At 64.6% G+C, this 26,637-nt stretch carries 25 protein-coding genes; 10 read left to right on the forward strand and 15 right to left on the reverse strand.

Features of this window, described 5'->3' with window-relative positions; translation table 11 throughout:
* Positions 1-4: 4 nt before the first annotated feature.
* Positions 5-565 carry a putative glycolipid-binding domain-containing protein gene (locus PQR08_RS33600; protein ID WP_187606333.1) on the reverse strand — a complete coding sequence of 187 codons (561 nt, stop codon included), beginning with the start codon at positions 563-565 and terminating at the stop codon, positions 5-7.
* A gap of 217 nt (positions 566-782) precedes the next feature.
* On the opposite strand from PQR08_RS33600, the gene PQR08_RS33605 reads away from it, so the two are divergent.
* Entirely contained in the window at positions 783-1,205 is a 423-nt protein-coding gene (locus PQR08_RS33605) for a BspC domain-containing protein (RefSeq protein ID WP_250484620.1), read from the forward strand.
* A gap of 12 nt (positions 1,206-1,217) precedes the next feature.
* On the opposite strand, the gene PQR08_RS33610 is transcribed toward PQR08_RS33605, so the two are convergent.
* Positions 1,218-1,742 carry an RrF2 family transcriptional regulator gene (locus PQR08_RS33610; RefSeq protein ID WP_250484619.1) on the reverse strand — a complete coding sequence of 175 codons (525 nt, stop codon included), beginning with the start codon at positions 1,740-1,742 and terminating at the stop codon, positions 1,218-1,220.
* Between the two features lie 408 nt (positions 1,743-2,150).
* On the opposite strand from PQR08_RS33610, the gene PQR08_RS33615 reads away from it, so the two are divergent.
* Positions 2,151-2,369: a hypothetical protein gene (locus PQR08_RS33615; protein WP_187606628.1), complete on the forward strand. Its 219-nt coding sequence runs from the start codon at positions 2,151-2,153 to the stop codon at positions 2,367-2,369.
* 67 nt (positions 2,370-2,436) lie between these two features.
* Here PQR08_RS33615 and PQR08_RS33620 read toward each other — a convergent pair whose 3' ends face one another.
* The 5 genes from PQR08_RS33620 to PQR08_RS33640 form a co-directional block, all read right to left on the reverse strand.
* Positions 2,437-3,228 carry an anti-sigma factor family protein gene (locus tag PQR08_RS33620; protein ID WP_250484618.1) on the reverse strand — a complete coding sequence of 264 codons (792 nt, stop codon included), beginning with the start codon at positions 3,226-3,228 and terminating at the stop codon, positions 2,437-2,439.
* Positions 3,225-3,749, reverse strand: coding sequence for an RNA polymerase sigma factor (locus PQR08_RS33625; protein ID WP_187606337.1), 525 nt, complete (start codon positions 3,747-3,749; stop codon positions 3,225-3,227). The genes PQR08_RS33620 and PQR08_RS33625 overlap by 4 nt, the downstream gene beginning before the upstream one ends.
* A 46-nt stretch (positions 3,750-3,795) precedes the next feature.
* Positions 3,796-3,936 carry a hypothetical protein gene (locus PQR08_RS33630; RefSeq protein WP_187606338.1) on the reverse strand — a complete coding sequence of 47 codons (141 nt, stop codon included), beginning with the start codon at positions 3,934-3,936 and terminating at the stop codon, positions 3,796-3,798.
* A gap of 98 nt (positions 3,937-4,034) precedes the next feature.
* Entirely contained in the window at positions 4,035-4,415 is a 381-nt protein-coding gene (locus PQR08_RS33635) for a COG4315 family predicted lipoprotein (RefSeq protein WP_250484617.1), read from the reverse strand.
* Positions 4,416-4,602: 187 nt separating this feature from the next.
* Complete coding sequence (locus tag PQR08_RS33640; RefSeq protein WP_187606340.1) at positions 4,603-5,601, reverse strand: AraC family transcriptional regulator; 999 nt, start codon at positions 5,599-5,601, stop codon at positions 4,603-4,605.
* 217 nt (positions 5,602-5,818) lie between these two features.
* Here PQR08_RS33640 and PQR08_RS33645 point away from each other — a divergent pair, with 217 nt between their 5' ends.
* Positions 5,819-6,871 (forward strand): aldo/keto reductase, encoded by a 1,053-nt coding sequence (locus PQR08_RS33645; protein ID WP_250484616.1) that lies wholly within the window; start codon positions 5,819-5,821, stop codon positions 6,869-6,871.
* Between the two features lie 193 nt (positions 6,872-7,064).
* Positions 7,065-8,246 carry a 4-hydroxybenzoate 3-monooxygenase gene (locus PQR08_RS33650; RefSeq protein WP_250484615.1) on the forward strand — a complete coding sequence of 394 codons (1,182 nt, stop codon included), beginning with the start codon at positions 7,065-7,067 and terminating at the stop codon, positions 8,244-8,246.
* A 48-nt stretch (positions 8,247-8,294) separates the two neighbouring features.
* Here the strand turns inward: PQR08_RS33650 and PQR08_RS33655 are convergent, their stop codons facing one another.
* The gene (locus PQR08_RS33655; RefSeq protein ID WP_250484614.1) at positions 8,295-10,550 is read right to left on the reverse strand and encodes an amylo-alpha-1,6-glucosidase; all 2,256 of its coding nucleotides are present in this window, start codon (positions 10,548-10,550) and stop codon (positions 8,295-8,297) included.
* 179 nt (positions 10,551-10,729) lie between these two features.
* Here PQR08_RS33655 and PQR08_RS33660 point away from each other — a divergent pair, with 179 nt between their 5' ends.
* Both PQR08_RS33660 and PQR08_RS33665 read left to right on the forward strand, forming a co-directional pair.
* The gene (locus tag PQR08_RS33660) at positions 10,730-11,524 is read left to right on the forward strand and encodes a sulfite exporter TauE/SafE family protein (protein WP_035501945.1); all 795 of its coding nucleotides are present in this window, start codon (positions 10,730-10,732) and stop codon (positions 11,522-11,524) included.
* 256 nt (positions 11,525-11,780) lie between these two features.
* Positions 11,781-13,478, forward strand: coding sequence for an acid phosphatase (locus PQR08_RS33665; RefSeq protein ID WP_250484613.1), 1,698 nt, complete (start codon positions 11,781-11,783; stop codon positions 13,476-13,478).
* Positions 13,479-13,481: 3 nt separating this feature from the next.
* Here the strand turns inward: PQR08_RS33665 and PQR08_RS33670 are convergent, their stop codons facing one another.
* Positions 13,482-13,874, reverse strand: a complete 393-nt coding sequence (locus tag PQR08_RS33670; protein WP_238213967.1) for a RidA family protein — start codon at positions 13,872-13,874, stop codon at positions 13,482-13,484.
* A 142-nt stretch (positions 13,875-14,016) separates the two neighbouring features.
* On the opposite strand from PQR08_RS33670, the gene PQR08_RS33675 reads away from it, so the two are divergent.
* A complete protein-coding gene (locus PQR08_RS33675) occupies positions 14,017-14,913 on the forward strand; it encodes an NAD-dependent epimerase/dehydratase family protein (RefSeq protein ID WP_250484612.1) in 897 nt (298 codons plus the stop codon).
* Positions 14,914-14,977: 64 nt separating this feature from the next.
* On the opposite strand, the gene PQR08_RS33680 is transcribed toward PQR08_RS33675, so the two are convergent.
* The 3 genes from PQR08_RS33680 to PQR08_RS33690 form a co-directional block, all read right to left on the reverse strand.
* Positions 14,978-16,087, reverse strand: coding sequence for a malate/lactate/ureidoglycolate dehydrogenase (locus tag PQR08_RS33680; RefSeq protein ID WP_250484611.1), 1,110 nt, complete (start codon positions 16,085-16,087; stop codon positions 14,978-14,980).
* Between the two features lie 179 nt (positions 16,088-16,266).
* Entirely contained in the window at positions 16,267-17,736 is a 1,470-nt protein-coding gene (locus tag PQR08_RS33685) for a M20 family metallopeptidase (RefSeq protein WP_250484610.1), read from the reverse strand.
* Positions 17,737-17,832: 96 nt separating this feature from the next.
* On the reverse strand, positions 17,833-20,310 hold the full coding sequence (locus tag PQR08_RS33690; protein WP_250484609.1) for a penicillin acylase family protein: 2,478 nt from the start codon (positions 20,308-20,310) through the stop codon (positions 17,833-17,835).
* Between the two features lie 140 nt (positions 20,311-20,450).
* On the opposite strand from PQR08_RS33690, the gene PQR08_RS33695 reads away from it, so the two are divergent.
* Both PQR08_RS33695 and PQR08_RS33700 read left to right on the forward strand, forming a co-directional pair.
* Complete coding sequence (locus PQR08_RS33695) at positions 20,451-20,627, forward strand: oxidoreductase-like domain-containing protein (protein ID WP_408163782.1); 177 nt, start codon at positions 20,451-20,453, stop codon at positions 20,625-20,627.
* A gap of 93 nt (positions 20,628-20,720) precedes the next feature.
* Positions 20,721-21,230 (forward strand): DUF1993 domain-containing protein, encoded by a 510-nt coding sequence (locus PQR08_RS33700; RefSeq protein ID WP_187606352.1) that lies wholly within the window; start codon positions 20,721-20,723, stop codon positions 21,228-21,230.
* Between the two features lie 95 nt (positions 21,231-21,325).
* Here the strand turns inward: PQR08_RS33700 and PQR08_RS33705 are convergent, their stop codons facing one another.
* Entirely contained in the window at positions 21,326-22,618 is a 1,293-nt protein-coding gene (locus tag PQR08_RS33705) for a virulence factor family protein (protein ID WP_250484607.1), read from the reverse strand.
* Complete coding sequence (gene mprF / locus PQR08_RS33710) at positions 22,615-25,209, reverse strand: bifunctional lysylphosphatidylglycerol flippase/synthetase MprF (protein ID WP_250484606.1); 2,595 nt, start codon at positions 25,207-25,209, stop codon at positions 22,615-22,617. The genes PQR08_RS33705 and mprF overlap by 4 nt, the downstream gene beginning before the upstream one ends.
* Before the next feature lie 447 nt (positions 25,210-25,656).
* Between mprF and PQR08_RS33715 the strand changes: the two genes are divergently transcribed.
* Entirely contained in the window at positions 25,657-25,968 is a 312-nt protein-coding gene (locus PQR08_RS33715) for a hypothetical protein (protein ID WP_238291840.1), read from the forward strand.
* 16 nt (positions 25,969-25,984) lie between these two features.
* Here the strand turns inward: PQR08_RS33715 and PQR08_RS33720 are convergent, their stop codons facing one another.
* The gene (locus PQR08_RS33720; protein WP_250484605.1) at positions 25,985-26,509 is read right to left on the reverse strand and encodes a hypothetical protein; all 525 of its coding nucleotides are present in this window, start codon (positions 26,507-26,509) and stop codon (positions 25,985-25,987) included.
* Positions 26,510-26,637 lie beyond the last annotated feature (128 nt).

Here is a 26,637-nt window from a genome sequence, read left to right on the forward strand (position 1 = left end):
ATTATTACGCGACGCGCTTGTAGAGTCCGGGATAGTCGAGCACGAGGCCGCTTTCGTCGACGGTGATATCGGCCGTAAAGCCCGTGTCGAGCCCTTCGTAACGATAGCGATGATTCGGCTCGAGGCACGTGTACGCCTGCTCGACCGCGCTCACGCTCAACTCCGGCACGCGCACGTAGACGACGCGGATCACGCGGCGCTCGCCGCGCGCGAGTTGCAGACGGCGAATCGGCAGCGTATTGGTGAACGGTGTCGCGGTGATGTCCACGTCGATGCAGCCGTGAAGTCGCTCTTGCGCCTCGCCGTTCGCGTCGGTCCACACATGCGCGTCACCGTTGTTGCCGTCTCTGCGATGCAGATCGAGCGCTGCGCCGCCCGCGAGCTTCAGCGCGAGACGCGTAACTTGCCAGCGCGCATCGCATTCGATGCGATAGACGAGGCCGAAGGCATGCGTCTCGTCCTCGCCCACGACCGCGCTCTCGATCACGATGCCATCCTGCGCCTCGTTCAGAACGAGATGCTCGAGCCCTGTTCCGTCCTGTTGCGACCACCGCGCTGCTTTCATCGCGTACCTCGTCGGTGTGTTGTGTTCGTCCCCATCGAAGGATACAACGCGCCGCGCAATGCTTTCGATCAGCATTCGAAATGCGCGATACGCTCGACGTCACAAAACTTCACACGGTATACTCCGCGCCATTCCTGCGCAGGCGCGCGCATCGCACTCACAGCGCCGTTCACGCGATCCGCGCTCTGCCCGAACGCCCCTTTCCATCGCCCATCGCATGAAGACCATTCTCGCTCCCGCATTGCTCGCGCTCGCGCTGTCGGCGTCGATGTTTCAGCTCGTCCAGGCGCAGGAAACGCCGGACCTGCCCGAAGATTATTCGTATCTGACGAAGCTCCACGTACCCGACGCCGTCGCGCAATGCGTCGCTGCATTCGACCGCTGGGTGGAGAACGCGCCGAAGTACGACACGCTCATCGTGCCCGACCGCCGCGTGCTCTCGGCGACAATCGACGACGATACTCCGATCTTCAGTGTCGGCGACCCGATTCCGGTCGACAAGATCATCGTGATGCGCGCGTTCGCGAAGGCGCGCGGCAAGGCGCAATGGACGCGCATGGACAGCCGTTGCGGCGTGCGCGATGGTCGCGTGGTCGGCGTTTCACTCACGCCGAACATGAAGCCGAAGATCGTTCGCTGAGTTCGCTCGGCTTTAGCTTTTCGCCGCGCGCCGCTGGCTGGTGCGCTCGTCGAGCCACTTGACGACTTGCGGCCCGAACCTGCGCGGCGCCTTGGCATGCACGCGGCCCGCGAGATCCGCTAACCGATCCGCCGCGAGCGCCTCGCGCATGCGCTTCTCCGCGTTCTTCATCACCGCATGGACGGCGCACACGCCGCTCGTCGCCCAGGGCGGCGCGTCGTCGCCGAACACCGCGCAGCGCGCCCGAATCTCCCTGCAATCGAAGAGCGGCTTGTCGCCGTCGATCGCATCCACGACATCGAGCACGCTGATTTCGCTCGACGGGCGCGCAAGCGCAAAGCCGCCGCGCGCACCTTCCGTCGCGACGACGAGTCCCGCCTTGTGCAGCTTCGTGAAGAGCTTCGCGACGTACTCCGCGGGCACGCCCTGCAATTCCGCGAGATCGCGCACGCTCGCCTCGCGCACGCCGTGCGGTGGCTCCGCGAGATAGAGCATGCAGTGCAGCGCGTACTCGACGCCCGTGCTGATGTGAGACATATTCACTCCGACATTCCGAATCGGAGTTCAGGATAACGCGTCGTGCGTCCGCATGCAACGCCGAGACGCCCGACGCCGTGCCTTTACAGCCGCCCGTCGCAAATATTTCAGATTACACGTTTGCTTACAAACGAACACGGCTTGTCATTTTGCGAACCGCTAAATTGGTTTCCATGGATTCACAGGGAGAAACCAATGAAGAAGCTAGCGATCCTTGCAGCGCTGGGCGTGTTGTTGAGTAGCGCGCTCTCGGGCTGCATCGTCGTGCCGGACGGTGGCGGGTATCACCATCATCACGATTACTACCGCGATTGACTCTCGCGCAACACGCACTGAACTATTGCGAAACTGCTACCTCCTGACTCGCGGTTTCGACTGCAAGCAAACGATCAAGGAGCCAACATCATGATGAACAAGACGAAGAAGAGCCTGCTTATCGCTTCCCTGGCTGCCGCACTCGGCATGGGTCTCACTAATGTCGCCTCCGCCGACATGCATCACAATCCGCCGCATCGTGTGTCGGTGGGCTGGCACGGCGAGCGTTACTGGGACGGTCATCGTTACTGGCAGCGCCAGGAATGGGAGCGCCATCATCATGTCGCGCCGCCGCCGCATCGTTACTACTAAGCCGCTTCACGCGTGAAAAAGGCCGCAGCGAAATCGATCGCTGCGGCCTTCTCTTTTGATCGCCGGTTCACCAGTTCTTCGGATCGCCGCCCAGTTCCTTGCATGTGTCATAAGCGATCGCCTGCAGCTTTTCCTGGCCGATCTGACCCGAGAGCGCATAGCCGACGCGATCCCACGCCCAATAGAACGTCGTGCGCTGCCCGTCCTTGAGCGTTCTGATCTTGCTGTCGTTGCGCCGGATCGTCGCCGTCGTCATGTAGAGCGTGAGCCGCTCGCCCGCTGCGTTCTGATACATAAACTGCGCGGCCGGGCCTTCCTCGTCGGGCAACAGGCGGCCGCCCACGAGCTGAAAGCCGTATTCGGCCAGCGACGGAATCGTCACTGCGCGATTCAGCCGCTTCGACAGCCACGTCACGAGATGATCCTGTTGCGACGCCGCCACCTCCACCGCGTGCCGCTGCTCGGGCGCGTACACGGCGTAGGCGATATCCGCGCGCTCCGCGAAACGCGGACTCTCGCCGATCGCGGGCAGTAGCATGTGCATCAGGAATCCGCACGCAACCCCGACGACCAGAAAGCACGCCGCGATCAGATAACGCTCGCGCGCGCGCGGCCGCAAGCGTACGACCTGCGGCTCGCTCTGATCGGCGAAGAGCGCGCGCAGCGCATTGTCCTGCGCGCGATAAGCGGCAACAGTGGCCTCGCTCGCGGGATCGCTCGCGATGTGTTCAGCAACGGCGTCGCGTTCGTCGCCGTGCAGTTCGTCGTCGATGAAGGCGGACAGCGCCTGCAGATCGCGATCGGGTTTGGGGGGACCCATACGGTCGCCGCCTTCGAACGGACGGTCTTGGCTGGTCATGATCGGCTCACCACTTTCAGTGACGACGGCGACGTCTTGCGGCCGGGTTCTTCGCCGAGCAGAACGCGCATATGCTCCCGCGCTCTCGACAAGCGCGACATCACGGTTCCGGTCGGCACGTTCAACACCACGGATGCCTCCTGATAACTCATTTCCTCGACGCACACGAGCAGCATCACTTCACGCTGCTCGACCGGCAGACAATAAAGCGCGCGCTGCACGTCGCGCAGCACGAGGCCATCGACTTCGCCTCGCGGCGCGGCCATCTGCCGCCAGGGCGCGGTTTCATCGTCGACGGCGATATCGCGACGCCCGCGCAACTGGTCGATATACAGGTTGCGCATGATCGTGAACAGCCACGCGCGCAGGTTCGTGCCTTGATGGAACGATTTGGCGCGATTGAGCGCACGCTCGGTCGCGTCCTGCACGAGATCGTCGGCCCAGGCGCGGTCGCCCGTCAGCGCGCGCGCGTATCGGCGCAACTGCGGCAGCAGCGCGAGAAGATCGCTCTCGAAGCTCAAGGCCGTACGCCCGCGTGCCTGACGCAACCGTGAGAGGCGTTCGACATCAGTAGCTGCCTCCTCCGGCCGGCCCGCTCGGCGCGCCCGACGAATTCGGCGCACTTTGCGTGCCGCTCGCACAACCCGCCGCGCCGAGTGCGAGACCGAGCGCGATCAGGAGCGCCGTCACTCCGATCGTTCGTTTCATGATCGTTACCCTTGATTTCATAGACCGGCGGGCTCACCGATTTATTCCGCGAACCCGCCTCTCGCGATGTGTCTTTCAGACTGCGCGTCCGAAGAAGCTCAGGGCTTCACGACGTGCCAGACATCGCGGAAATTATCCCCGTTCTTGTCGCCGGGCTTCGTGTCCTTCGCGAAGCGATAAACGCGCTTGCCGTCGTAGGCCCACTGCTTGCCGCCGTCGGCGGCTTCCGTGGTCCATTTGCCGCTCGCCTTGTCGGCGTCGGTCGCCATCGCCGCCGGCCACGCCTGCGCGCAGCCGCCGGTGCAGGCGCTCGCGCCGCCTTTGGTGTCCTTGTCGAAGGTATAGAGCGTCATGCCGTTTTCATCGACGAACATGCCGTTCGCTTCTTTCGGCGCCGCAGCATACGCGGATGAAGCAAGTGAAGCGAAAGCGGTGGCGACTGTTGCGGCAGCGGCGAACATCTGGATGCGCTTCTTCATTTCATCTTTCCTTTTTTGTAGAAGTATCCGTAGAACGTTCGGAAGCGCTGCACTATTCCGCGGACGATGAAATAAATCGATGCGGCAGCGCCGTCGCATCGCCAGTCGGCAATCCATTCAAGACCATTCGCGCGCGCCTTGCCAGAGGTTCATCGAAATTTCGTCGCCCGGACTGTGAAAACCGCGTTCAGGCGCCGACAGCGGCGGCGGTCGCGTCGCGCCAGCGGCGGGTGTCGCGCAACGGCGGCGCGCCGAAGAGCCGGCTGTATTCGCGGCTGAACTGCGAGGCGCTTTCATAGCCCACGCGATGCGCGGCCGTGGCGGCATCGACGATATCGAGCATCATCAGGCGGCGCGCCTCCTGGAGCCGCAACTGCTTCTGATATTGCAGCGGGCTCATCGCGGTGACAGCCTTGAAATGATGATGCAGCGAGGACACGCTCATGTGCACGTCCCGCGCGATATCCTCGACGCGCAACGGCTGGTCGAAATGCTGGCGCAGCAACTGGATGGCCTTCGCGATGCGCTGCGTCTGGCTGTCCTGCAGCGCGATCTGCCGCAGGCGCGCGCCCGAGCCGTTCATCAGCAGGCGATAGAGAATCTCGCGCTTCACGAGGGGCGCCAGGATCGGCACGTCCTCGGGCGTATCGACGAGGCGCAGGAGCCGCAGCACGGCGTCGAGCATCGAGTTGCCGAGGCGGTTCACGTAGAGACCGCGCGACGCGTCGGCCGACATCGCGGGCGGCAGGTTCTCGTCCTGGATCAGCGACGTGATTTCCTCCACATCGAGTTCGAGCCGCATGCCGAGATACGGCTCCGACTCGCTCGCAACCGACACCTGTCCGCACACGGGCAGATCCACCGACGACACCAGGTAATGCATCGGATCGTAGATATAGACTTCGTCGCCGACCATGAGACGCTTGCTGCCCTGCGCGATCAGCGCGAGCGCGGGCGTCTGGATGCCGTGCTTCGGCCCGCCCGGATTCATGATCCGATGCAGCGCCAACCCCGGCACCGGCGTTTCGACCGAGCCTTCGCAACCGGCGGTGAAGCGATCGAGCAGCGCGACGAGATCCAGCCGCGCCTGATCCAGCCCCGGGTCGGGCGCGCCGTCGTGGCGTATTTCCTTTGCCTGGTCGTGACTGTCTTTTCCGGCGAGGCCGGGCGTGTCGTTCAGAGCCATGATTAAAGGACGATTTTCGGATGAGAGGAAGTCTGACTAGCTTACTCGCGCGGGCGCGGGATTGCTCGCGGCCCACCCCAGCGTTTGCAGGAACAGGCAAGGATTGAACAGGATCAGGCTATGGACCCGCCGCGCGCCGGGACGATACTGCATTGCCGGCCGGATCGTTCGCTCGGGTCGAGCGATGCCGCGCCTTTCCAGTCAATCGGGAGCAACCATGCGCTACAGGAAATTCGGCAATACCGGTCTTTTCGTCTCTGAACTGTGCTTGGGCACGATGACCTTCGGCGGCGGGACGGGCGGGATCTGGGACAACATCGGCCAGTTGCAACAGGCGGACGCGGACAAGCTGATCGGCCGCTCGCTCGACGCGGGCATCAATTTCATCGACACCGCCGACGTCTACGCCGACGGCCAGTCGGAAATCATCACCGGTCAGGCGCTGAAGAATCTGAAGGTGCCGCGCGAAAACGTCGTCGTCGCGACGAAAATTCTCGGCGAGACCGGAACGAAGGGCACGAATTCGCGCGGCGCGTCGCGCTATCACATCATCGACGGGGTGAAAGCCAGCCTGAAGCGGCTGCAACTGGATCACGTGGACCTGTACCAGATTCACGGATTCGATCCGGCGACGCCGATCGAGGAAACGCTGCGCGCGCTCGACAATCTCGTGCAGCACGGGCATGTGCGCTACATCGGCGTGTCGAACTGGGCTGCGTGGCAAATCATGAAGGCGCTCGGCATCTCGGAGCGGCTCGGGCTCGCGCGCTTCGAATCGCTGCAGGCGTATTACACGATCGCGGGCCGCGATCTCGAACGTGAAATCGTGCCGCTGCTGCAGAGCGAAAGCGTCGGATTGATGGTGTGGAGTCCGCTCGCGGGCGGCCTGCTTTCGGGCAAGTTCACGCGCGACGGCGCGAAGGAAGAAGGCAGCCGGCGCACCAAGTTCGACTTCCCGCCGGTCAATGTCGAGCGCGCGTATGACTGCGTCGACGTAATGCGGCGCATGGCCGAGGCCAAGGGCGTGTCGGTCGCGCAGATCGCGCTCGCGTGGCTGCTGCATCAGAAGGTGGTGTCGAGCGTGATCATCGGCGCGAAACGCATCGAACAGCTCGACGACAATATCGCGGCCACCAAAGTCCGGCTCAATGAGGACGAGCTCGCGGCACTCGACGAAGTTAGCCACTTGCCCGCGGAATATCCGGGCTGGATGCTCACCCGGCAGGGCGAATATCGGCGCAATCAGTTGAAGGAAGAGTCAGCCGAGTAACCCTGCGTGACGTGCGGGCGGCCTGGTTGCGTCCGCACGCCGTAGGGATTTACCCGCAGTTCATCCGTTTTCAGGCCATTTTCGGGCCTTTATCTCAAAATTAGATAGACCGTATCCTCCGTATCGCGTTGCGGCATAAGGCCGCTCTGCCGACACTGTACGCACAACATCACCACTGCCTCACGGAGACAACATGCGTACTCAGGTCGGCATCATCGGCGCGGGCCCCGCCGGGCTTCTTCTCTCTCATCTGCTGCATCTGCGCGGCATCGAATCCGTCGTGCTCGAAGCGCGCAGCCAGAACGCCATCGAATCGACGATTCGCGCCGGCGTGCTCGAACAAGGCACGATGGACACGCTCAATCAGGCCGGTCTCGGCGCGCGCATGCAGGCCGAAGGCGCGCTGCATCATGGTTTCGAGCTCGCGTTCGAAGGTCAGCGCCGCCGTATCGCGCTGACGGAGCTGACCGGGCATTCGATCACGGTCTATGCACAGCACGAAGTCATCAAGGATCTGGTCGCGGCCCGGCTCGCGGCGAACGGTGCGTTGAAGTTCAACGTATCGAACGTGTCGCTGCACGACTTTCAGGAAGGCAGCGATCGCAAACCGCGCATCAAGTATCAGCACGAAGGCCGGGACGAAGAACTGGAATGCGACTTCATCATCGGCTGCGACGGCTCGCAGGGCGTCGCGCGCCAGTCGATTCCCGAGGCGGTCCGGCAGGACTATCAGCGCATCTATCCGTTCGGCTGGTTCGGCATTCTGGTTGAAGCGCCGCCCTCCTCCGACGAGCTCATCTACGCACGCCACGATCGCGGCTTCGCGCTCATCAGCACGCGCTCGCCGGGCGTGCAGCGCATGTACTTCCAGTGCGATCCGAAGGATACGGTCGACGGCTGGTCCGACGACCGTATCTGGGCCGAACTGCACGCACGCGTCGATAGCGCCGATGGCTGGCAGATCACCGAAGGCAAGATCTTCCAGAAGAACATTGTCGGCATGCGCAGTTTCGTGTCCACGCCGATGCAGTCGGGCAAGCTCTTCCTCGCGGGCGACGCCGCGCACATCGTGCCGCCGACCGGCGCGAAGGGCCTGAATCTCGCGGTGTCGGACGTGCGCGTGCTGAACGCCGCGCTCGACGACTTCTACAAGGAAGGCGGCACCGAGAAGCTTGCGCGCTACACGGAGACGGCGCTGAAGCGCGTCTGGCGCGCCGAGCATTTCTCGTGGTGGATGACGCGCATGCTGCACAAGCTCGACGACACGTCGCCTTTCGAGCAGCGTCTGCAGGTGGCCGAACTGGAACACGTGACGACGTCCCGCGCGGCCGCGACCGCGCTTGCCGAGAACTACGTCGGCAGCGTGGCCGTTTAAGCGCGCATCACACGCACAGCGCCACCGTGGCGCTGTGCGCTTCCTGCATCAAAGCACCGCAACCACGCGCACATCTCCTTCCACCGACGGAATCACCTGCCCGCCGACGCGCCGGAACGTGATCGTCGCGGTCTTGTCGCCAAGGCGCAGATCGCCGATTTCCAGCCAGTCGATGCCTTCGGGCAACGCCGGCCTGTCGATGCGCACTTCATCGTTCACCGCATCGACGGTCATGCCCAGACATGCTTCCAGAACCATGAAAGGCGCGCCCGCCGCCCACGCCTGAGGCAGACACGCGACCGGATACGCGATTGGCCGTTCGCCGCGCTGACGCGTGAATCCGCAGAAGAGCTCCGGCAGACGCATGTCGAAAGTGACCGCGGCTTCGAACAACGATTGCAGCAGCCCCACGGCCGCGCTACGGTCGCCGTAACGCGCGAGACCGCGTGCGCACAATGCGGTGTCGTGCGGCCATACGGAGCCGTTGTGATACGACATCGGATTGAAGCGCGGTTGCCCCGCCGCCAGCGTGCGCACGCCCCAGCCGGTATGAAAGAGCGTGGATTCGAGCTGCCGCGCGACGGCCTCGCCGCGCTTGCGTTCGACGAGATCGAACGCAAGCAGATGTCCCGCATTCGACGACAGCACGCGGCACAGTTCGCCCTTCCCGTCGAGCGCGATGCCGTAGAAGTCCATCTCCGGCATCCAGTACATTTCCTCGACACGCTCGCGAATGTGACGCGCCCGGCGCTCGTAGTCGGACGCACTTTCGTCTTCGCCGCGTTCGCGGGCGAGGCGCGCCATCGTGGAGAAGGCCGTCGATGCATAACCCTGCACTTCGACGAGCGAGATCGGACCGACCGGAAATTTCCCGTCCGCATGGAACACGGAATCCTGACTGTCCTTCCAGCCCTGATTCGCGAGACCGTGCTCCGATGCGCGCTGATAGTCGAGCAGGCCGTGCGGATTCTTGTCGCAATGGCGGGCGACCCATTGGGCCGCGAGCTGCAACGACGGCCAGATTTCGTCGATCAGCGCACTGTCGCCGGTGCGTTCGGCATAGGCGCCCGCCAGCACGATGAAGAGCGGCGTGCTGTCCACGCCGCCGTAATACAGCGCGAACGGCACCTCGCCGGTCGCGGCCATCTCGCTCTTGCGCGTCTCGTGCATGATCTTGCCGATTTCGGCATCGCGGAACGCCGAGTCCTCGCGTGCCTGATGAGCGGCGAGGAAGCGCAGCACACCGCGCGCGAGCGTCGGATGCAGCCAGAGCATTTGCAGCGACGTGATGATCGCGTCGCGGCCGAATGCCGTCGAGAACCACGGAATGCCCGCGTACGGATAAGGGCCGGTTTCGAGATCGGTGGTGAGCAGGCCGAGATCGGCGAGCGAACGGTCGATCCATTCGCTGAAAAGCGGATTGCTCGAACGCACGCGCGCGCTCGCGCGGCGTCTGTCGCGCATGCGGCGATGCGCCTCGACGAGCGCCTCGCGGATCGCCGGACGCCCCGATTCGGGCGCGCATTCGGCGGCTTCAGCGGCGTTGCGCTTGCTCTCCTCGCTGGCGTCCGAGAGCGCGTGCGTCACTGCCGTCACCGACAGATACACGGAGATCGCGGTTTCCGACTGGATATGCAACGCGTAATCGGCGCGCGTGGGCGACAGCACGTCCGGTGCGGGCGTGAACTGGATGCGCGCCGTGCGCTCCACTTCGTCCAGGCCGACATAGCGCAACACGACTTCGCCGTTCTCGATCGCGGGCGCACGCAAAGTGCCGCGCTTGCCGCGTTTCGCGCCGCGCACCTCGAACATATCGAGAAAATCCGCCGCGAAGGAGATCGAAAGCGGCACGGTGGACGGCTCCGTGCCGTAGTTCGTCAGCACGATGCTCTCGTGCAGCACGTGTCCCGAGAGCACACGCTTGCGCTCGACGTGGATCACGCCCTCCGGCGTATGGGCCCCGCCGATCGGTGGCAGCGGACGGTTGGTCAGATGCGCCGTGAATACGGCGTTATCGCTCGATACGCTCCCGGAAAGCAGCGACGGCGCGCGCCCGCCGAATGTCAGCACGAGTTCCGAGAGCACCCGCGTGTCGTTGACAAAGAGGCCGTCGTCGCCACCGCGAATGTCGCCGTTCGCATCGTAGACGGCGAATGTGTTGCCGGATTTAAGAACGAACTGGCGTTCGCTCGGCATGTTGGCATGCTCGGTGGGGATGAACGCTTCGTCCGCGAGTCGCGGCTGCGACTCCTGCGCTTGTTGTTGCTGTCGTTGCTGCTCTTGCGACTGTTCCTGTGTATTCATTGCACCTTCCTGAAAGTAATCTGAAGGGTTTTTCTGAGCCGCTCGGGGAACGCGCTCGAAGCTCCCGGGATGACGCAATCGCTCGGCCGAGCAGTGCTCTCGTGCAGCAAGTGAGCCACTTACCCGCTATCATCGACGGTTTTTCGACCCAACCACGCCTGACGGGTTCTCCGCGCGCAATGTCATTTCCGCATATCGACTTACTTTATTCTGCCTCAGGGCTGGCGGTGGGCTTCCTGGTTGGCCTGACGGGCGTGGGCGGCGGCTCTTTGATGACGCCGCTGCTCGTCCTGCTGTTCGGCATCCATCCGGCGACCGCCGTCGGCACCGATCTGCTATACGCGGCCGCGACCAAGACCGCCGGTACGCTCGTGCACGGCATCAAGGGCTCGGTCGACTGGCGCATCACCGGCCGTCTCGCGGCGGGCAGCGTGCCGGCGGCGGCCATCACACTGTTTTTCCTGCACTCGCACGGCATTGCATCGCCCGGCACCGCGCGGCTCATCCAGTTGATACTCGGCACGGCGCTCCTCATCACCGCTATTTCGCTGGTCTTTCGGCCGCAACTCGCGCGCTTCGCGTACAAGAAAGGACATGGCCGCCCCGAACACCCTGTGCGCACCGCGGCCTGGACGGTCTTCACCGGCGCGATTCTCGGCGTGCTGGTTTCGATCACGTCCGTGGGCGCGGGCGCGATCGGCGTGACCGTGCTGCTCCTGTTGTATCCGCGTCTCGCGACGGTTCGCATAGTCGGCTCCGACGTGGCGCACGCCGTGCCGCTCACCTTGATTGCCGGCGCTGGCCACTGGATGCTCGGCTCGGTCGACTGGAACCTGCTCGCCTCGCTCCTCGTGGGTTCGATTCCGGGCATTGCCATCGGCAGCATGCTGTCCTCCAGGGCGCCGGAAGCGCTGCTGCGCCACGTGCTCGCCGCGACACTCGTTCTTGTCGGAGCAAAGCTCGTATTCAGTTGATGTTAGTCACGCTCGTTCACGCTTTCCAGTCGGCTGAAAGACATAGGCCGATTCGCACGACATTGCTGTTTTTTGCCTATGCCGTTCGGCCGGGTTTCGCACGGCGGGGCGATACGGCATCATCCCCACTCAGTTGAGCCGCGCGTAGCAACGCGGCAAAGTCGGGGCGCCGGGTAATGGGCGCGTCATCTTTCGGCGTCGATAATGCAGGCGCGCGTCATCGGACGTGCGCGGCATGTTCACGAGGAGTCAGGCGATGAATGAGAAGGACCATCCGCAGCATGAGCTTCCCTCCAGCATTGACACCCCGGCCGGCGACGCACCGGCGGACCCCGCGCGGCGGCGGCTGCTTGCGGCGGGGGTGGGTCTCGCAGGGCTGTCGCTCGGCGGATGCAATCTGTTCGAAAACAAGCCGACCACCCCCAAAACCGCAGCCGATGTTGCACTCGACCGCACGCTCGCGGCGAAGGTTCAGCACATTGTCGTGATTTACGCGGAGAATCGCAGCTTCACGAATCTCTACGGCAACTATCCGGGCGTGCAATATCCGCTCTCGGCGGTGCCCGCATCGCATTACACGCAGCTCGATCGCGACGGCCTCACGCCCATGCCCACGCTGCCGAAGATCTGGGGCGGGCTCGTGCCGCAGGCGCAGGAAGTAGGCGGCAAGCGCTTTGCGATTACCGAGCAGCAGATCACCGATCTGAGCAACGCGCCCTTCCAGATCATGGACGCGAGCGGCGCGCCGCTTCCCAATTCGGTCATCACGCGGGATCTGGTGCACCGGTTCTATCAGAACCAGATGCAGATCAACGCTGGCCGCAACAATCAGTTCGCGGCGTGGGGCGACTCGGGCGGCCTCGTGATGGGCCACTACCAGAACTCGCCTGACACGCTGAGGCTGTGGGGACTCGCGCAGCAATACACGCTCTGCGACAACTTCTTCATGTCGGCGTTCGGCGGCTCATGGCTGAACCATATTTTCCTGATTTCCGCGCAAGCGCCCTTCTATCCGGATGCCAAAGGCAGTCCGGCGGCCAAACTGCTCGCGGTCATCGAAGGCGACGATCCCACGGGCTCGCGTCTGAAACTTGCGCCGGATTCACCGAAATCCGCGCTCGAAGGCCCCCCGAAATTCGTGCGCGACGGCGCTCTCACCGCCGACGGTTACGCGGTCAACACCATGTTCCCGCCCTATCAGCCGAGCAATGTGCCGCCCCCGCAGGGCGGCGATCCGCGTTACGCGGACCGGTCGAACGCGCTCGTGCTGCCGCCGCAGACTTACGCGACCATCGGCGACCGTCTGTCGGACAAGAATATCGATTGGGCTTGGTACAGCGGCGCCTGGCAATACGCGCTGGAGCATCGCGATACCGGCATGGTGCCGGATTTCCAGTATCACCATCAGCCGTTCAATTACTTCGCGAACTACGCACCGGGCAGCGCGGCGCGCGTGCAGCATCTGCGCGACGCGGGCCTGGGCGACGATCCATCGACGAACAAGCTGCTCGCCGACATCGACGCGGGCCGACTGCCCGCCGTTACGTTTTACAAGCCGCAGGGCAATCTCAACATGCATGCGGGCTATGCGGACGTCGCGTCGGGCGACCGGCATATCTCGAACGTGATCGAGCACATCCGGCGCGGGCCGCAGTGGGACAACACGGTCGTGATCGTCACCGTCGACGAGAACGGCGGCTGGTGGGACCACGTTTCGCCGCCGAAGGGCGATCGCTGGGGGCCGGGTTCGCGCATTCCGGCGCTCGTGATCTCGCCGTTCGCGAAGAAGGGCTACGTCGATCACACCGCGTATGACACGAACTCGATCCTGCGCTTCATCTCGCGCGTGCACGATCTGCCGCCGCTCGACGGCGTGGCCGCGCGGGATCGCGCGTTCGCCGCGAACGGCCAGACGCCGCTCGGCGACCTGACGAAGTCGCTGGACCTCGCGTAACGGCTAGCCGCGCTCGATCCAGGCGCGCGCGGAGATCTCCAGCAAATAGCCATAGTGCAGCGCGCCGACCGGCACGACGGCGCGCGCCGGCTTCCACGCGCCGAAGTGGCGCGCGTATATCTCGTTGAACGCCTTCCAGTGTTCGACGCCGACGAGATACACGGTCACTTCGATGCAGTCCGCGAGACTCGCGCCCGCCGCTTCGAGCACGGTGCGCAGATTGGATAGCGTCTGTTCGGCCTGCTCTTCGAATGGCAGGTCGCCGGTATGCGTGCCGTCCGGGCGGATCGGCAACTGGCCGGACACGCAGACGAGATTGCCGGCGCGTGTCGCGTGGCTGTAATGTCCCGCCGGAATCGGCAGACCGGGAGCGTTGATGGTTTCGATCGGTGGCATCGTCGGTTCGGGTGTAGGAAAACTCAGTCGGTGGATTGTTGATTTCGAGTCAAGTTTCATTTGAGACTATCACCGTTTTTGCGAAAGTCGAAGCGCCTCATACTGTGCTCATCGTAGTTTGACCATTCAACGGAGCACGAACATGAACATCTTCATTACTGGCGCGGGCGGCTTTATCGGCGGGTCAATCGCGGCGGGACTCGCGCGTGACGGTCATCGCGTGCGCGGGCTCATCCGGCGCGCTGAACAGGCCGACGACCTGAAGCACCTGAATATCGAACCGGTGATCGGTAGTCTGGATGACACGGACTTGCTGGTCACCGAAGCGCGTGCCGCCGATGCCGTCATCAATGCGGCGAGCAGCGATCATCGCGCCGCGGTCGAGACGCTGATCGGCGCGCTCGAAGGCACGAACAAGCCGTTCCTGCATACGAGCGGATCGAGCATCGTCGGCGATGCGTCGGGCGGCGAGGCATCGGACAAAATCTACTCCGAGGACGACCTGCCCGCACCGACGCCCGACAAGGCGCCGCGCGTGGCGATCGACACGCTCGTGCTCGACGCCGCCAAACGCGGCGTGCGTTCGGCCGTGCTCTGCAACACGTTGATCTACGGCCACGGTGCCGTGCCGAATGCGACGAGCGTGCAGTTGCCGCGGCTGGAGCGTCAGGCGAAGAAGAGCGGCATCGTGCGTCACGTCGGGCGCGGTCTGAACATCTGGTCGAACGTCCATATCGATGATGTCGTCGATATCTACCGTCTGGCGCTCGAAAAATCGCCAGCGGGCACGTTTTACTTCGTCGAAAGCGGCGAAGCGCAGTTTCGCGACATGACCACCGCGATGGCGCGCGCGCTCGATCTGCGCGGTCCGGAAGACTGGCCGCTCGAGGAAGCGATCGAGGAATGGGGTTATGAAATGGCGTCGTACGGTCTCGGCTCGAATAGCCGCGTGCGCAGCAAGCGCACGCGCGAGGTGCTCGGCTGGCAGCCGAAACGCACGTCCGTTATCGAATGGATCGAAAAGGACATGGTCCGCTGATCGCAAATCGTGATCTGCGCGGCAAACTGGCTTGACCAATTTGCCGCGCACGCGACTTCAGGCCTTACTTCAGCGCTGCCGCGAACTTCTCGATTTCCGCTTCCGCCATGCCCGATTTCGTTGCCGAATCGCGGATCTGCTTCCACGTTGTCGGATCGATCGCGATGCCGTTCGCCGTGCGATCCGCGCGACGCGCTTCTTCCGGCTCGCCCGGCGCGTAGATCGCGTCGACGCCCTCGGCGCGCGGCGAGGCCTTCATCCATTCGAGGAACGCTTCGGCTTCGGCCTGCGCGGCGGGCGCATCGAAGGCATTCGGATCGACGATCACCGAGGTCATGCAGTTGATGATCGCGCTCGACTTCTCCAGCGTCTCCTCGTGCGTCGTATAGCCGCCCGAGAGCGCCCCGCCGAAAATCTCGCACAGCGCGGCGAGGCCCGATCCCTTGTGCAGCCCGAACGCCGTCAGCGAGCCGAACGGCTCTTCGTGCATCACCTTCGGTTCGATGGTCGGCTTGCCTTCGTGATCGAGCAGCATGCCCGGCGCGACCTTCACGCCCTTGTTGTACGCGACGCGCGTCTTGCCGTAAGCGATGCCGGCCGTCGCGAAGTCGAGCACGAGCGGGCTTTTGCCGTCGCGCGGATAGGCGGCGCAGAACGGATTCGTGCCGAAACGCCGGTCGATGCCCCCGAAGGGCGCGACGAGCGGATCGCCCGCGACATTCACGAAATGGAACGACACGAGCCCCGCCTTCGCACACTGCTCCGCCCAATGGCCGATACGCCCGATGTGATGCGCGTTGCGCAAGCCCACCGCGCACACGCCGAGCTTTTTCGCGCGCTCGATGCCGTGCTCCATCGCTTCGTAGGCGACCACTTGCCCGAAGCCCTTGCGGCCGTCGATGGTCAGCACCGCGCCGGCATCGCGCACGATTTCCGCGTGCGTGTTGAGCTTCAACTGGCCCTCGCCGAGCGACGCGACGTAACGCGGGATCATCCCGACGCCGTGCGAATCGTGACCCGACAGATTTGACATCACGAGGTGATCCGCGACCAGTTCCGCCTCGCGCGGCGCGCTGCCGGCTGATTCCCAGATCGCGCGGACATAGGCGTGCAGCGTGTCGGCGGCGATGCGCTGTTCGGTGGCGGAAGGGGTGGACGTGGGGGATGCATTCATTGCGGCACTCGTCTCCGTAGTTAATGGCTCGCGCGTTCGATTTTCGAAGCACGCGCGGGCCTATCACTTTACAGACGATCAACTGGCCTTACCAGTTTGTTTTTACAAAATCGCTGAAAAGGCGCGCAAAAAAGCCCGGTCGAACCGGGCTTTCCATGACTTCGACCGGCGACCGAAGCTCAGGGCGCCGCCGCAATCACTTCCGCGACCGACGCCGTCAGCTTCTTCGCATACGGAACGTGGAGGAATTCGTTCGGACCGTGCGCGTTCGATTTCGGGCCGAGCACGCCGCACACCATGAACTGCGAACGCGGAAATCCTTCCTTCAGCGTGTTCATCAGCGGAATCGTGCCGCCCTGCCCGATGTAAGCGACATCCGCGCCGAAGTGACGTTTCGATGCCTCGTTCAACGACGAACGCAGCCAAGGCGCGAGGTCCGGCGCATTCCAGCCCGTCGCGGCGCCCGCTTCGGGCTTGAACGTCACCTTGGCGTTGTACGGCGGATCCATTTCGAGCAGGCGCTGCAACTTCACGACTGCCTTATCCGCGTCGACGAGCGGCGGCAAACGCAGCGACAGCTTGAACGCCGTGCGCGGTGCAAGCACGTTGCCCGCATCCGCGAGCGGCGGCAGGCCCGACGCGCCCGTCACCGTAAGCGACGGACGCCATGTGGAATTGAGGAGCGCTTCGCGAGGATCGGTGGTGGTCGGCAGAACGCTGCCGCCGTCCGCGCCGCAACTCCACGGCAGCTTCTTCCAGACATCGTCACCGAGGATGCGCGCGGTCATTTCGGCTTCGCGCCGGCGCAGCATCGGGATCGGACAGTGGAAGCCTTCCGGCAGCAGATTGCCGGTGCCCGAATCTTCGAGGCGCTCGAACAGTTGCCGCATGATACGGAACGTCGACGGCGCGATGCCGCCGTAGCCGCCCGAGTGAATGCCCTCGTCCAGCACCTGCACTTCGAGATCGCCCGAGACGAGACCGCGCAGCGATGTCGTGAGCCACAGTTGGTCGTAGTTGCCCGCGCCGGAATCGAGACAGATCACGAGGCCGACGTCGCCGAGCCGGTCGCGCAACGCGTCGATGTAAGGCAGAAGATCGTAGCTGCCCGATTCCTCGCACGTCTCGATGATGCCCACGCAGCGCGGCCGCTCGACGCCCTGCGCGTCCAGCGCCGCGAGCGCGGTAATACTGGCGTAGGTGGCGTAGCCGTCGTCGGCGCCGCCGCGGCCGTAGAGCTTGTCGTCTTCGAGCTTCGGCGTCCACGGACCGAGGTCGCTGCGCCAGCCTTCGAACTCCGGCTGCTTGTCCAGATGGCCATACAGCACGACCGTCTCGTTGCTGCCGCTACGCGTGGCGGGCGTTTCGAAGAAAATGACCGGCGTGCGCCCGGGCAGGCGCACGATTTCGACCGTCAGACCTTTCACCGGTTGCGTCTTGATCCAGTCGACCGCATCCGTGACCACGCGCTCGATAAATCCGTGGCGCGCCCAGTCGCTGTCGAACATCGGGCTCTTTGCGGGCACGGCGATGTAGTCGGTCAGCGCGGGCACGATTTCGTCGTTCCATTTGCGCTCCACGAACTCGCGCAGCGCGGCGGAATCGAGCCGCACCGTTTCGTCGTGTTGCGTGCTTTCGCCGATAGTCATGACCGTGTTTCCATTCGAGACAAACTTCAATGATAGACGCGTTTTGCCCCCGGCTGGCGCGGCCGCGGCGCGTGTTTGCCCCATTTGCGTGATTTTTTAGCGCGCGGGCGTGCCCGCTGCGCCATCGCGCGTTCCCGAAACGACGACGCGCGTCGCGGCTGGATCGGAATCGATCGCCTGATCGGAAAACGGGAAGCGCAACCAGCGCTTCGCCGCGAACGCGCGCGTGGCGTCGCCCGAGTGCGGCGAGGCCGGATCGTCGGATTCGGCGTGCGAGAGCATGGTGTCGGCTTCCACGCCGTTCTCGCCGAAGGTGACGACCTGCACGTAGCTGTCGCCCTGGCCGCTGATGTCCATCGGATAACCCTTCGAATCGAGCGGACGACGCGCGCAGACGATCGTGAAGTAGCCTTCCTCGTCGCAGCCGCCGTAGAGCGGCACGCGCGCGCCGTTGCGCGTCGTGTAGAGAATGTCGCCGCGCCGCGAATCGAGCGCGAAGCCGTTCAGCTTCAGCGCGAGCGCCGCGCCCCCCAGCGCCTGGCGCAAGTCCTGAATCACCGCGGGGTTGTCGGCATTGAAGCCTGCCGGTGTCCCGAGCGGTTTGTTCGGATCGAAGCCCGACTCGTACAGGCGCTCCGGCGCGATACGCGTCGCGCGCAGCCAGAACTCGTCCCAGAGATTCGCGCCGCGCGCATCGATATCCGCGGTGCCGTTCCAGTTGCGCAGGACCTCGCAAGCCTCGTGCAGCGGGCCGACGGCTTCGTTGACCGTGCAGACCACGTCGAGCAGCGGCTTGCGGAAGAGCCGCTCGGACATCGAGTTCGTCTCCAGCACGGCCGATTCGAGCGCCTCGCGTGTCACGCCGCCGCGCTCGCGTTGCAGGCGCGCGGCGAGCAGATGCCCGTAACGCGTGCGCAGCGACTGCTCGACGCCGGTCGCGCCCGCGATGCGCGGATAGCCCGACATCGGCGCATTCGCATTGGTGAGCCAGTAGCTGTCGTTGAAATTGCCGACGTAGTCGCCACGCGTCGCGTTCGGCAGTTGTTCGACGCTCAGCGTGCCCGGCTGCACGCTCGCCGGATCGACGCGCCATGCGCACGCGCTCTTCGAGCCGTCGAGAAACGGCACGCCCGGCACGCGGGCCGCGAACGCGCGGCCGGCCGGCGTCGTGCACGCCTCGCCGAGCGCGTCGGGCACGTTCGGGATCGGACCGATGTCGGCGAACCAGACACGGTCGTCGCCGCGCCCGATCGCGAAGGTGTTCGCCCACGGCATCGCGGCGTAGCGCTTCTGGATCGTCATGAAATCGGCGAGCGAGCGCGCCTGATTCCACGCGAAGAAGTTCTGGAACGAGCGCGTGTTGTCGATGTTCACGTCCGCGAGCGCATACGCGCGCTGTGCGCTCCAGCCGAGTCCCTGCGCCATCGGCGACAGATCGACCACCGGACCGAAGCGCGTCCTGTACAGCGTGCGCGACACCGATTCGTAGGTGCCGTCGGCGCGGCGCGAACGCACCGTGAGCGGCACGGGCGTCATCGCTTCGCTCTGGCCATCGACGAGATAACGCGTCGGATCGGCGGGATCGAGCGTCAACTGGAAGATACCGAAGCGCCGCGCGCTCGACACCGTGTGCGTCCACGCAATGTTCTCGTTGAAGCCGAGCACGATCAGCGGCACGCCGAGAAACGACACGCCCGCCACGTTCAACTGGCCGGGAATCGTCAGTTGCGCCTGATAGAAACGGTCGGGGCCGCGCCAGAACCAGTGCGGATTGCCGAACAGAATGCTGCGTTTGTCGCGCGTGATCGGCGCGCCGAACGCGAGCGCGTTGCTGCCGATGCCCGGATTCTCGCCGATGGAGAAGCGCAACGATTCGAGCGCCGTTTGCGCGGTGTCCGATACCGCGGGCGCGTCGGTGTCGCTGCGCGGCGCCGTCGTGGCCGGTTTCGGTGGATGCGCCATCGCGATTGGCGTCACGAAGCGCGCCGAGCCGCTCGCGAGATTGGCCGCGATCAGGCGCAGGTAGATGTCGTCGGCGCTGATCTTGTCGACCCACGGCTTGCCACGACATGCCGCGTGCGCGTTCGGAAAGCTGCCGGCGTTCAGATCGGCGAGATAGCGGTTGTAGCCGTTCGCGAAACCATCGATCAGATTGCGCAGTTCGGCGGGCTGCGCCTGACGGGAACGCTCGACGGCCGCATGATCGCCGACCAGACGAAAGAAGAAATCCGCGTCGATATTGCGCGGCTGACCGAAGGTCGCGGTGGCTGGCGGGCGCGCATCCGGACCGAACCAGGCCGATCGCTCGCCGCGATACGTGACGAAGCCGTCCGCGAGCGTGCACAGATTGTCCTGCGCCTGCGCGTAGCCGAATCCGAAGCCGAGACTGCCCCAATCGGCGGCGCGGATATGCGGAATGCCGTCCTGCGTGCGGCGGATCTCGGCGCTCCAGTTGCTCTGCGCGACCGGACTTGTCTGGCCGGGCCCGACCGATGTTTCCGGCGGCACGACGCAGCCGGCCAGCAACGCGCTCAGAAGCGCGCCGGAGATCGCAAGGCTGACGATGTGATTCATCGCGTGAGTCCCCCGGTCCGATCGACGTGATGACGGGCGCATCGACGCCCCGCGCGCAGTATCGCATTGCGGGCAGCGCGATTCGCCGCCAAAGTTTAGCCGCTCGCGTCCGTCAGGCGTTGCCGATGCACAATGAAGCGATGAATGATCCGTCCATTCACCCCGATGATCCGCGCCCGGTGCCGCCCGAGCGTCCGCTGCCGGAAGACTGCTGCCAGAGCGGTTGCAGTCCGTGCGTCTTCGACATGTATCAACAGGAACTGGAGCGCTATGAGGCGGATCTGCGCGCGTGGGAAGCGCGGCGTGCCGCACAGTGAATCGTTCCGGCCGGTTCGAGCAGGCAAATGTACGCGGCGCTATGCTTGTGTCCCCTGTCGCTGTAGAAACCAGAACTCAAGGAGAACAATTCCATGTCTCTCACGATGTATCGCGCATCGATTCCCGTCTTCATCCGCGGACTCGAGGTATGCGCGGATCTGCTGAAGAAAGGCGCCGCCTTCGCCGATGAAAAAGGCCTCGCCCACGCCGACGTGATCAACGCGCGCCTCGCCCCCGACATGCTGCCGCTCGCCGCGCAGATTCAACGCGCGAGCGACACGGCGAAACTGTCGGCGGCGCGTCTTTCGGGCGTCGAAGCACCGCGCTTCGAGGACGACGAAGACAGTTTTCCAGCGCTGCAGGCGCGCATCGAGAAGACGATCGCGTTCCTGAAGAGCATCGACAAGGCTTCGTTTGCGGGCTGCGAGACCCGCACCGTTACGTTGAAGTTTCCGGACTTTTCGCCGTCGTTTTCAGGTGACGATTATCTGTTCGGCTTCGGGCTGCCGAACTTCTATTTTCACGTCGTCACGACGCACGACATCCTGCGCCACCTCGGCGCGCCGATCGGCAAGCGGGATTTTCTCGGGCCGCTCAAGTGAGGTTGTGATGCGGGTCGCGCACGTTGATTGAACGTGGCATTTGACAAGCCGCTCGATCGGACGATCGAGCGGCCAAATGAAGACGCGTGTGAGAACTATCCTTGCCGCGCCGCGATCTGCTTGCGCCAGCCCGCGAGAATTCGACGCGCGAGCGCGTCGTAGTCACCGCCGAAGTGATGATCGCCCGGCAGCTTCACCACTTCGATGCCGGTCTTCGTCAGTTGCGGGCAGAGCGTGTCCTCTTCCTTCTCGCCGTAAATGCATTGCACCATCGACGGCGGCAGCTTGTTGAATTCGGGTCGCACCTTGAGCGCCTTTTCGCTCGCGTGCATGCCGAGCCAGCCCGTGACGCGGATCTGAAAATCCGCGTCGGGCGAGAATCCCATCAGCGAGATATACGACACCTGCTCGCGCACCGCGTCCGGCAGACGGTTGTACGCGAACGGCATCACGTCCGCGCCGAACGAATAGCCGACGAGCGCCACATGGCTCGTATGCCAGCGCGCGTTATAAGCGCGGATCACGCGCGCGATGTCATTGGCCGTCTGCTGCGGCGTCTTCTCGCTCCAGAAGTAGCGCAGCGAGTCGATGCCGATGACCGACACGCCATCGCGTTGCAGCGCGAGCGCCATCGTCTTGTCGAGATCGCGCCAGCCGCCGTCGCCGGAAATGACGATCGCGAGCAGATCGGTCGGTTGCGCGGCGCGCAGTTCGATCAGCGGGAGATCGGAGACGTCGCTGTCGGTCGCGGGCTCGATTTTCTTCAGACGCGGCGCCGTCATCGCGACGAGCGCGGCGGCCTTCGTCTGACCCGGTTGCAGCGCCGTGCGCTCCATGAAGCCGGGCAAACCCTTCGCGTGGATGATGGTCGGGTCCGGCGGGCACGGTTTGAAGCGTGCGTCGAGTTGCGCGTCGGCCGAGAGCGACACGGCGCCCGCGACGGTGTTGTCGGGCGCCTGCTTCAGCGAGCTTTCCGCGACGGTCGCGCCCTGCCCCGTGCCGACCAGAATCGGCGAGAAATAATGATTCGACTGCACGGTGCGTTCGAGCTGATGGCTCATGTTCTCCGCATCGCCGACGAGGTTATGGCAGGACTTCTCGGTCTTGTCGGCCACGAGACGCGCTGCGTAACGGGGCGTATCGACGCCGATCACCATCGCGCCCTTGGCGGCGAGCGCATCGGCGGCTTCCTGATCGGCCGGCGTCCAGCCGCTTTTCTCGGAGAACAGCACGACGAAGCCGGTCATGCCGCCGGTGGGCTTCGTGAGCGTCACCTGGCCGTAACGTCCGCCGGGAATCGATTCGGCGGCATGCGCCGCGTTGAACAACGACACACCACAGACGGCGGCCACCACGAGCGCCGCCGCTTTCTTGCAAAGGAATTTCATGAACGCCAACCGCCCGCGAGGAGCGAAAGATCCGCCAAAGTGAAAAATACGCCGACCGAACCGGACGCCGCCAGATAACGCGGCTCCCAGCGCGGCTGGAACTTGCTCTTGAAACCGCGCAGTCCGCGGAAGTTGTAGAAACGGCCGCCGAAACGCCAGACGAGCCCCGCGAGTCGATGCCAGTGCGATGCCAGCGGCGTCGGTTCCATGCCCGACAGCGGCGCAATACCAAGCGACAGCGACTTGAACCCCGCTTCCTTCAGATGCAGCGCGAGCTTGGTGAAGAGATACTCCATCGCATAAGGCGACGCGGCCGACACATGGCGCATCACGCCGACGGTCGCTTCGGTGTTCATGTCGGTCGTCATGAAGGTGACGAACGCGACCGGCTCGCCCTGCTGGCGCACGAGCAGCACCGACTGCGCCGCGAGGTATTCCTCGTTGAACGCCGCGACCGAGAAGCTCTTCTCGCGCGCGGAACGGCTTTCGAGCCAGTCGTCGGAGATCGCGCGCAGCATCGGCATGCTTTCGGCGATGTGCGCCGGCCCGATCACTTCCGTATCGAAGCCATCGCGCTCGCCGCGCTTGAGCGCATAGCGCAGATGCGACCGGTGCGAGCCCTTCAGATCGAATTCGGAGAGCGCGACGTGCGCTTCCTCGCCGAGCTTCATCAGCGTGAGGCCGGCGTCGAGATAGAGCGGCAGCGCATCGGCGCGGACCTGATAGAACGCCGCGCGGCCGTTGTGCGCGTGCGCGAGCTCGACGAATTTGCGGATCAGTTCCGCCCACTCGCGGCGCGGACCGACCGGATCGTGAAGCGCGGCCCACGTGCGGCCATGCTTCGCGTACATCAGAAATGCTTCGCGCGACTCGGAGAAGAGGAAGCTCTTGTCGCCCATCATCGCGAGGCCGGCGTCGCTGCGTTCCTGCGCGCGGAAGATGCGCGCGGCATCGGCGAGATCCTGCGGCGCGGGTTTCACGAAGCGGCCCGCCGCCGGGCGCAGCAGTTGCCAAACGCCGAACGCCGACGCGAACACCGCCGCCGCGAGCGTGGCGCGCAGCGCACGCGGGGCGCGCTCGTCGAAGGCGAACTGCCACCAGAGATCGCCGCTGTACGGCACGTCGCGGAAGGCGAAGAGCATGATCCACACGGCAAACGCCATCACGACGCCGATCGAAATCAGCCACGTCGCGGTGAAGCGCTCGGCGAAGAGCGACGAGCGGCGATTGAAGCGCTCGCGCGTCAGAACGAGCAGCACGACGAGAAACGCGAGCACGCCGACTTCGACGAACGCGAGACCCTTTGCGAGCGACAGCGCGAGGTTCGCCACGGCCAGCACGAGCGCGAGCCACCAGGCGGCGTCGAGCCGGCGCATCAGGCCGCGCGCGACGAAGAGCAGCAGCACGCCCAGCACGGAGCCGAGCAATTGCGAGCTTTCCAGCACCCACAGCGGGACGATGGTCTGCAGCAGCGCGATGCGCATCTTGAACGCGGGCGTCGCGCCCGAGATGACGAGCATCGAGCCCGCCGCGAACGTGACGATCGAGAGGAACAACGGCGCGAGCTGCGATACGTGACGCGGGCTCAGCAGACCGAAGCGGCCCTTGAGCGCGCGGCCTTCGAACGCGGCCATCACGCCGGCGGAAAGGATCAGCGGAAGGCCGAAATAGATCGCGCGATACGCGAGCAGCGCGGCGAGCACGTCCGGCGTCTGGGCGCTGTTGCCGAGCGCGAACACCATCGCCGCCTCGAACACGCCGACGCCGCCGGGCGTATGGCCGATCATTCCGAGCAGCATCGCCGCCGAGAAAACCGTCATGAATTCGCCGAAGCCGACTTGCGGGTTCGGCAGGAGCGCCCAGAGCGCGAGTCCGGCGCCGAGCACATCGACGACCGCGAGCGCGGCCTGCGCGACGAAATCGCGGCGCGCCGGCACGGTGAACGAAAGCCACGTCCAGCGCGAACGCAGTGTGCGCGGCGCGCGGCCGCAGACGATGACCATCGCCAAGAACAAAGCGAGAAGCGCCGCGCCGGTGACGCGCAGCACGGCCGGCGGCACGTGCATCATGCCCGAGAGCGTGCCCGCGCCGAACAGCATGCCGGCGGCGGCCATGAAAGCGAGGGACAGCGCCAGCGTGACGCTCGTGAAAATCGTCAGGCGGCCGACCTGCGCCGGCGTGACCTCGGCCGCGCCGTACACGCGGCAGCGCACGGCGCCGCCCGTCAGAGCGCCGAAGCCCGTCACGTTGCCGAGCGCGGAGCCGACCGTCGCGCCGACCCAAAGCAGGGAACGCGGCACCGCGACGCCGATGTGACGCAGCCCGACCGCGTCGCGCCCGACGAGCGCGGCGAAGCTGAGCGCGGTCGCGAACAGCGCGGCCATCCAGGCTTGCGGCGTCATCAGACGCAGCGAGTGGATCACCGACTTGTAATCGACCGAGCGCGAAAGATGCTGGAAGACCACCAGCAGCAGCACGCAGATGACGACCGTGAGCACGGGCGCGGCGAACCGCTGAAGATCGATGCCGCCGGACGAACGTCCGGTCGGGGAAATGGCGCGAAGCCGGGCAAGCAACTTTGTGCGAGACATGCGTTCTATCAAACTGGCAACCGCTGCACACCGGCCGCAAGCGATCGATGGCAACGGTACAACACGGTTTATCGGGACCCGCGCACCACACGCGGTCGGAGAGCGCCACTTCGGCTCCCGCCGCCCGCGCTCGCGCCATACAAAAGGCTTTAAGGCATGAAACGCCTATATAACGGCGGCGGTTGACCCGACTTGACTAATATTGGGAAAACTACGGATCGAAAGCTTGCAATCAGATCTGGCGCGGTTTTCCGGACGGCTAAACCGGCACGAATGACCGATCACGCGCGCTTTACGGTTTGTCAGGAGAGCGGGTAGGATCGACGGCCACGAGGCTTGCTGGCGTCGAACGAGCACGGGACGCTAGCTTAAGCGGATACTACAAAAAAAGGCATCGGAATCATGAGAAAAAACATCGCAATCTTGTTTGTCGCAATTGGCGCTTCCATGTTGAGCGCGTGCGTTGCAACCGACGACGCCCTGCTCAAAACCGTGCCCTTCGGGTCCGGCACGTCGCAGTACAAGCCCTACGACTTCATCCGATGCGTGAAGGAAAAATGGACGCCGATCGCGCCGCGTGTGCGCGAATACTCGCCGAGCTCCGATACGCTGGCCGTTTCCGTGCCCAGCGGCGGCATGACGAGTCAGTCGGTGGTGTTGGTGATCGCGCAGGCGTCCGCGAACGGCACGGGCTACACGCTCTACGGGGACGTCGCAGCCGCCGGCCGCTACGTCACGGCGACGCACACGTGCGATTGAGCCCCCGTTTTCCCGATCAGGAAGGCTTGCCGTTGCGCATGTCGACGCCGGCCAGATGCGTCCCGACGACGCGTCCGATCAGATAACCGTCCGATGCGCACGCGTTGACGCGTTCCTTGCCGTCCCACTGGATCTTGTACTGATCGTCGAGGGAATGGACCGTCGATGCGTCGAATTTGCGCTTCGCCTTGCCGCCATTGCGCACGTCCTCGCTGACGAGGCGGTTCCAGGTCAGCGCGTAGCCGTAGCGCACGCCGTCGGCGAATGCGCCATCGTCGCAGACTTGCGATGGGGGAGTCGTCTTGAGCATCAGATGGTAGCCGTTCGCGGAGCCGACCATGATGCGCCGCTCGCCCGGCGGCGCCGGCGGTGCTGGCTTGACCGGAACTTGAGCCGCTTGCGCGGCCGATGCCGCCGACGCCGACGCCGCCGCGGCTGCGTCGGTGTCGTTCTGCTGCGGAAGCGGCGCGCATGCGCCGAGAAGCAGCGCCGCTGTCACCGCGATGGCCGTGCCGGCGCCTTGCATTTTTGTGAACGTCATCCTGCGAATCACCTACGCTGACTCCATCTCAAATATAGTCCGGGCTATACCTTACCATCCCCGGGCGCATTCCTCGGAACGATGAAAAAACCGCGGCGCAGATGCGACGACGCGGGCGCCTTTCGGGC

The sequence above is a fragment of the Caballeronia jiangsuensis genome (assembly GCF_046030135.1).
GTDB lineage: Bacteria > Pseudomonadota > Gammaproteobacteria > Burkholderiales > Burkholderiaceae > Caballeronia > Caballeronia jiangsuensis.

Bases quoted from the DNA above. Each gene is read 5' to 3' on its own strand.
- PQR08_RS33600 (WP_187606333.1), bottom strand. From the start codon at position 565: ATGAAAGCAGCGCGGTGGTCGCAACAGGACGGAACAGGGCTCGAGCAT.
- PQR08_RS33605 (WP_250484620.1), top strand. From the start codon at position 783: ATGAAGACCATTCTCGCTCCCGCATTGCTCGCGCTCGCGCTGTCGGCG.
- PQR08_RS33610 (WP_250484619.1), bottom strand. From the start codon at position 1,742: ATGTCTCACATCAGCACGGGCGTCGAGTACGCGCTGCACTGCATGCTC.
- PQR08_RS33615 (WP_187606628.1), top strand. From the start codon at position 2,151: ATGAACAAGACGAAGAAGAGCCTGCTTATCGCTTCCCTGGCTGCCGCA.
- PQR08_RS33620 (WP_250484618.1), bottom strand. From the start codon at position 3,228: ATGACCAGCCAAGACCGTCCGTTCGAAGGCGGCGACCGTATGGGTCCC.
- PQR08_RS33630 (WP_187606338.1), bottom strand. From the start codon at position 3,936: ATGAAACGAACGATCGGAGTGACGGCGCTCCTGATCGCGCTCGGTCTC.
- PQR08_RS33635 (WP_250484617.1), bottom strand. From the start codon at position 4,415: ATGAAGAAGCGCATCCAGATGTTCGCCGCTGCCGCAACAGTCGCCACC.
- PQR08_RS33640 (WP_187606340.1), bottom strand. From the start codon at position 5,601: ATGGCTCTGAACGACACGCCCGGCCTCGCCGGAAAAGACAGTCACGAC.
- PQR08_RS33645 (WP_250484616.1), top strand. From the start codon at position 5,819: ATGCGCTACAGGAAATTCGGCAATACCGGTCTTTTCGTCTCTGAACTG.
- PQR08_RS33650 (WP_250484615.1), top strand. From the start codon at position 7,065: ATGCGTACTCAGGTCGGCATCATCGGCGCGGGCCCCGCCGGGCTTCTT.
- PQR08_RS33655 (WP_250484614.1), bottom strand. From the start codon at position 10,550: ATGAATACACAGGAACAGTCGCAAGAGCAGCAACGACAGCAACAACAA.
- PQR08_RS33660 (WP_035501945.1), top strand. From the start codon at position 10,730: ATGTCATTTCCGCATATCGACTTACTTTATTCTGCCTCAGGGCTGGCG.
- PQR08_RS33665 (WP_250484613.1), top strand. From the start codon at position 11,781: ATGAATGAGAAGGACCATCCGCAGCATGAGCTTCCCTCCAGCATTGAC.
- PQR08_RS33670 (WP_238213967.1), bottom strand. From the start codon at position 13,874: ATGCCACCGATCGAAACCATCAACGCTCCCGGTCTGCCGATTCCGGCG.
- PQR08_RS33675 (WP_250484612.1), top strand. From the start codon at position 14,017: ATGAACATCTTCATTACTGGCGCGGGCGGCTTTATCGGCGGGTCAATC.
- PQR08_RS33680 (WP_250484611.1), bottom strand. From the start codon at position 16,087: ATGAATGCATCCCCCACGTCCACCCCTTCCGCCACCGAACAGCGCATC.
- PQR08_RS33685 (WP_250484610.1), bottom strand. From the start codon at position 17,736: ATGACTATCGGCGAAAGCACGCAACACGACGAAACGGTGCGGCTCGAT.
- PQR08_RS33690 (WP_250484609.1), bottom strand. From the start codon at position 20,310: ATGAATCACATCGTCAGCCTTGCGATCTCCGGCGCGCTTCTGAGCGCG.
- PQR08_RS33695 (WP_408163782.1), top strand. From the start codon at position 20,451: ATGAATGATCCGTCCATTCACCCCGATGATCCGCGCCCGGTGCCGCCC.
- PQR08_RS33700 (WP_187606352.1), top strand. From the start codon at position 20,721: ATGTCTCTCACGATGTATCGCGCATCGATTCCCGTCTTCATCCGCGGA.
- PQR08_RS33705 (WP_250484607.1), bottom strand. From the start codon at position 22,618: ATGAAATTCCTTTGCAAGAAAGCGGCGGCGCTCGTGGTGGCCGCCGTC.
- mprF (WP_250484606.1), bottom strand. From the start codon at position 25,209: ATGTCTCGCACAAAGTTGCTTGCCCGGCTTCGCGCCATTTCCCCGACC.
- PQR08_RS33715 (WP_238291840.1), top strand. From the start codon at position 25,657: ATGTTGAGCGCGTGCGTTGCAACCGACGACGCCCTGCTCAAAACCGTG.
- PQR08_RS33720 (WP_250484605.1), bottom strand. From the start codon at position 26,509: ATGACGTTCACAAAAATGCAAGGCGCCGGCACGGCCATCGCGGTGACA.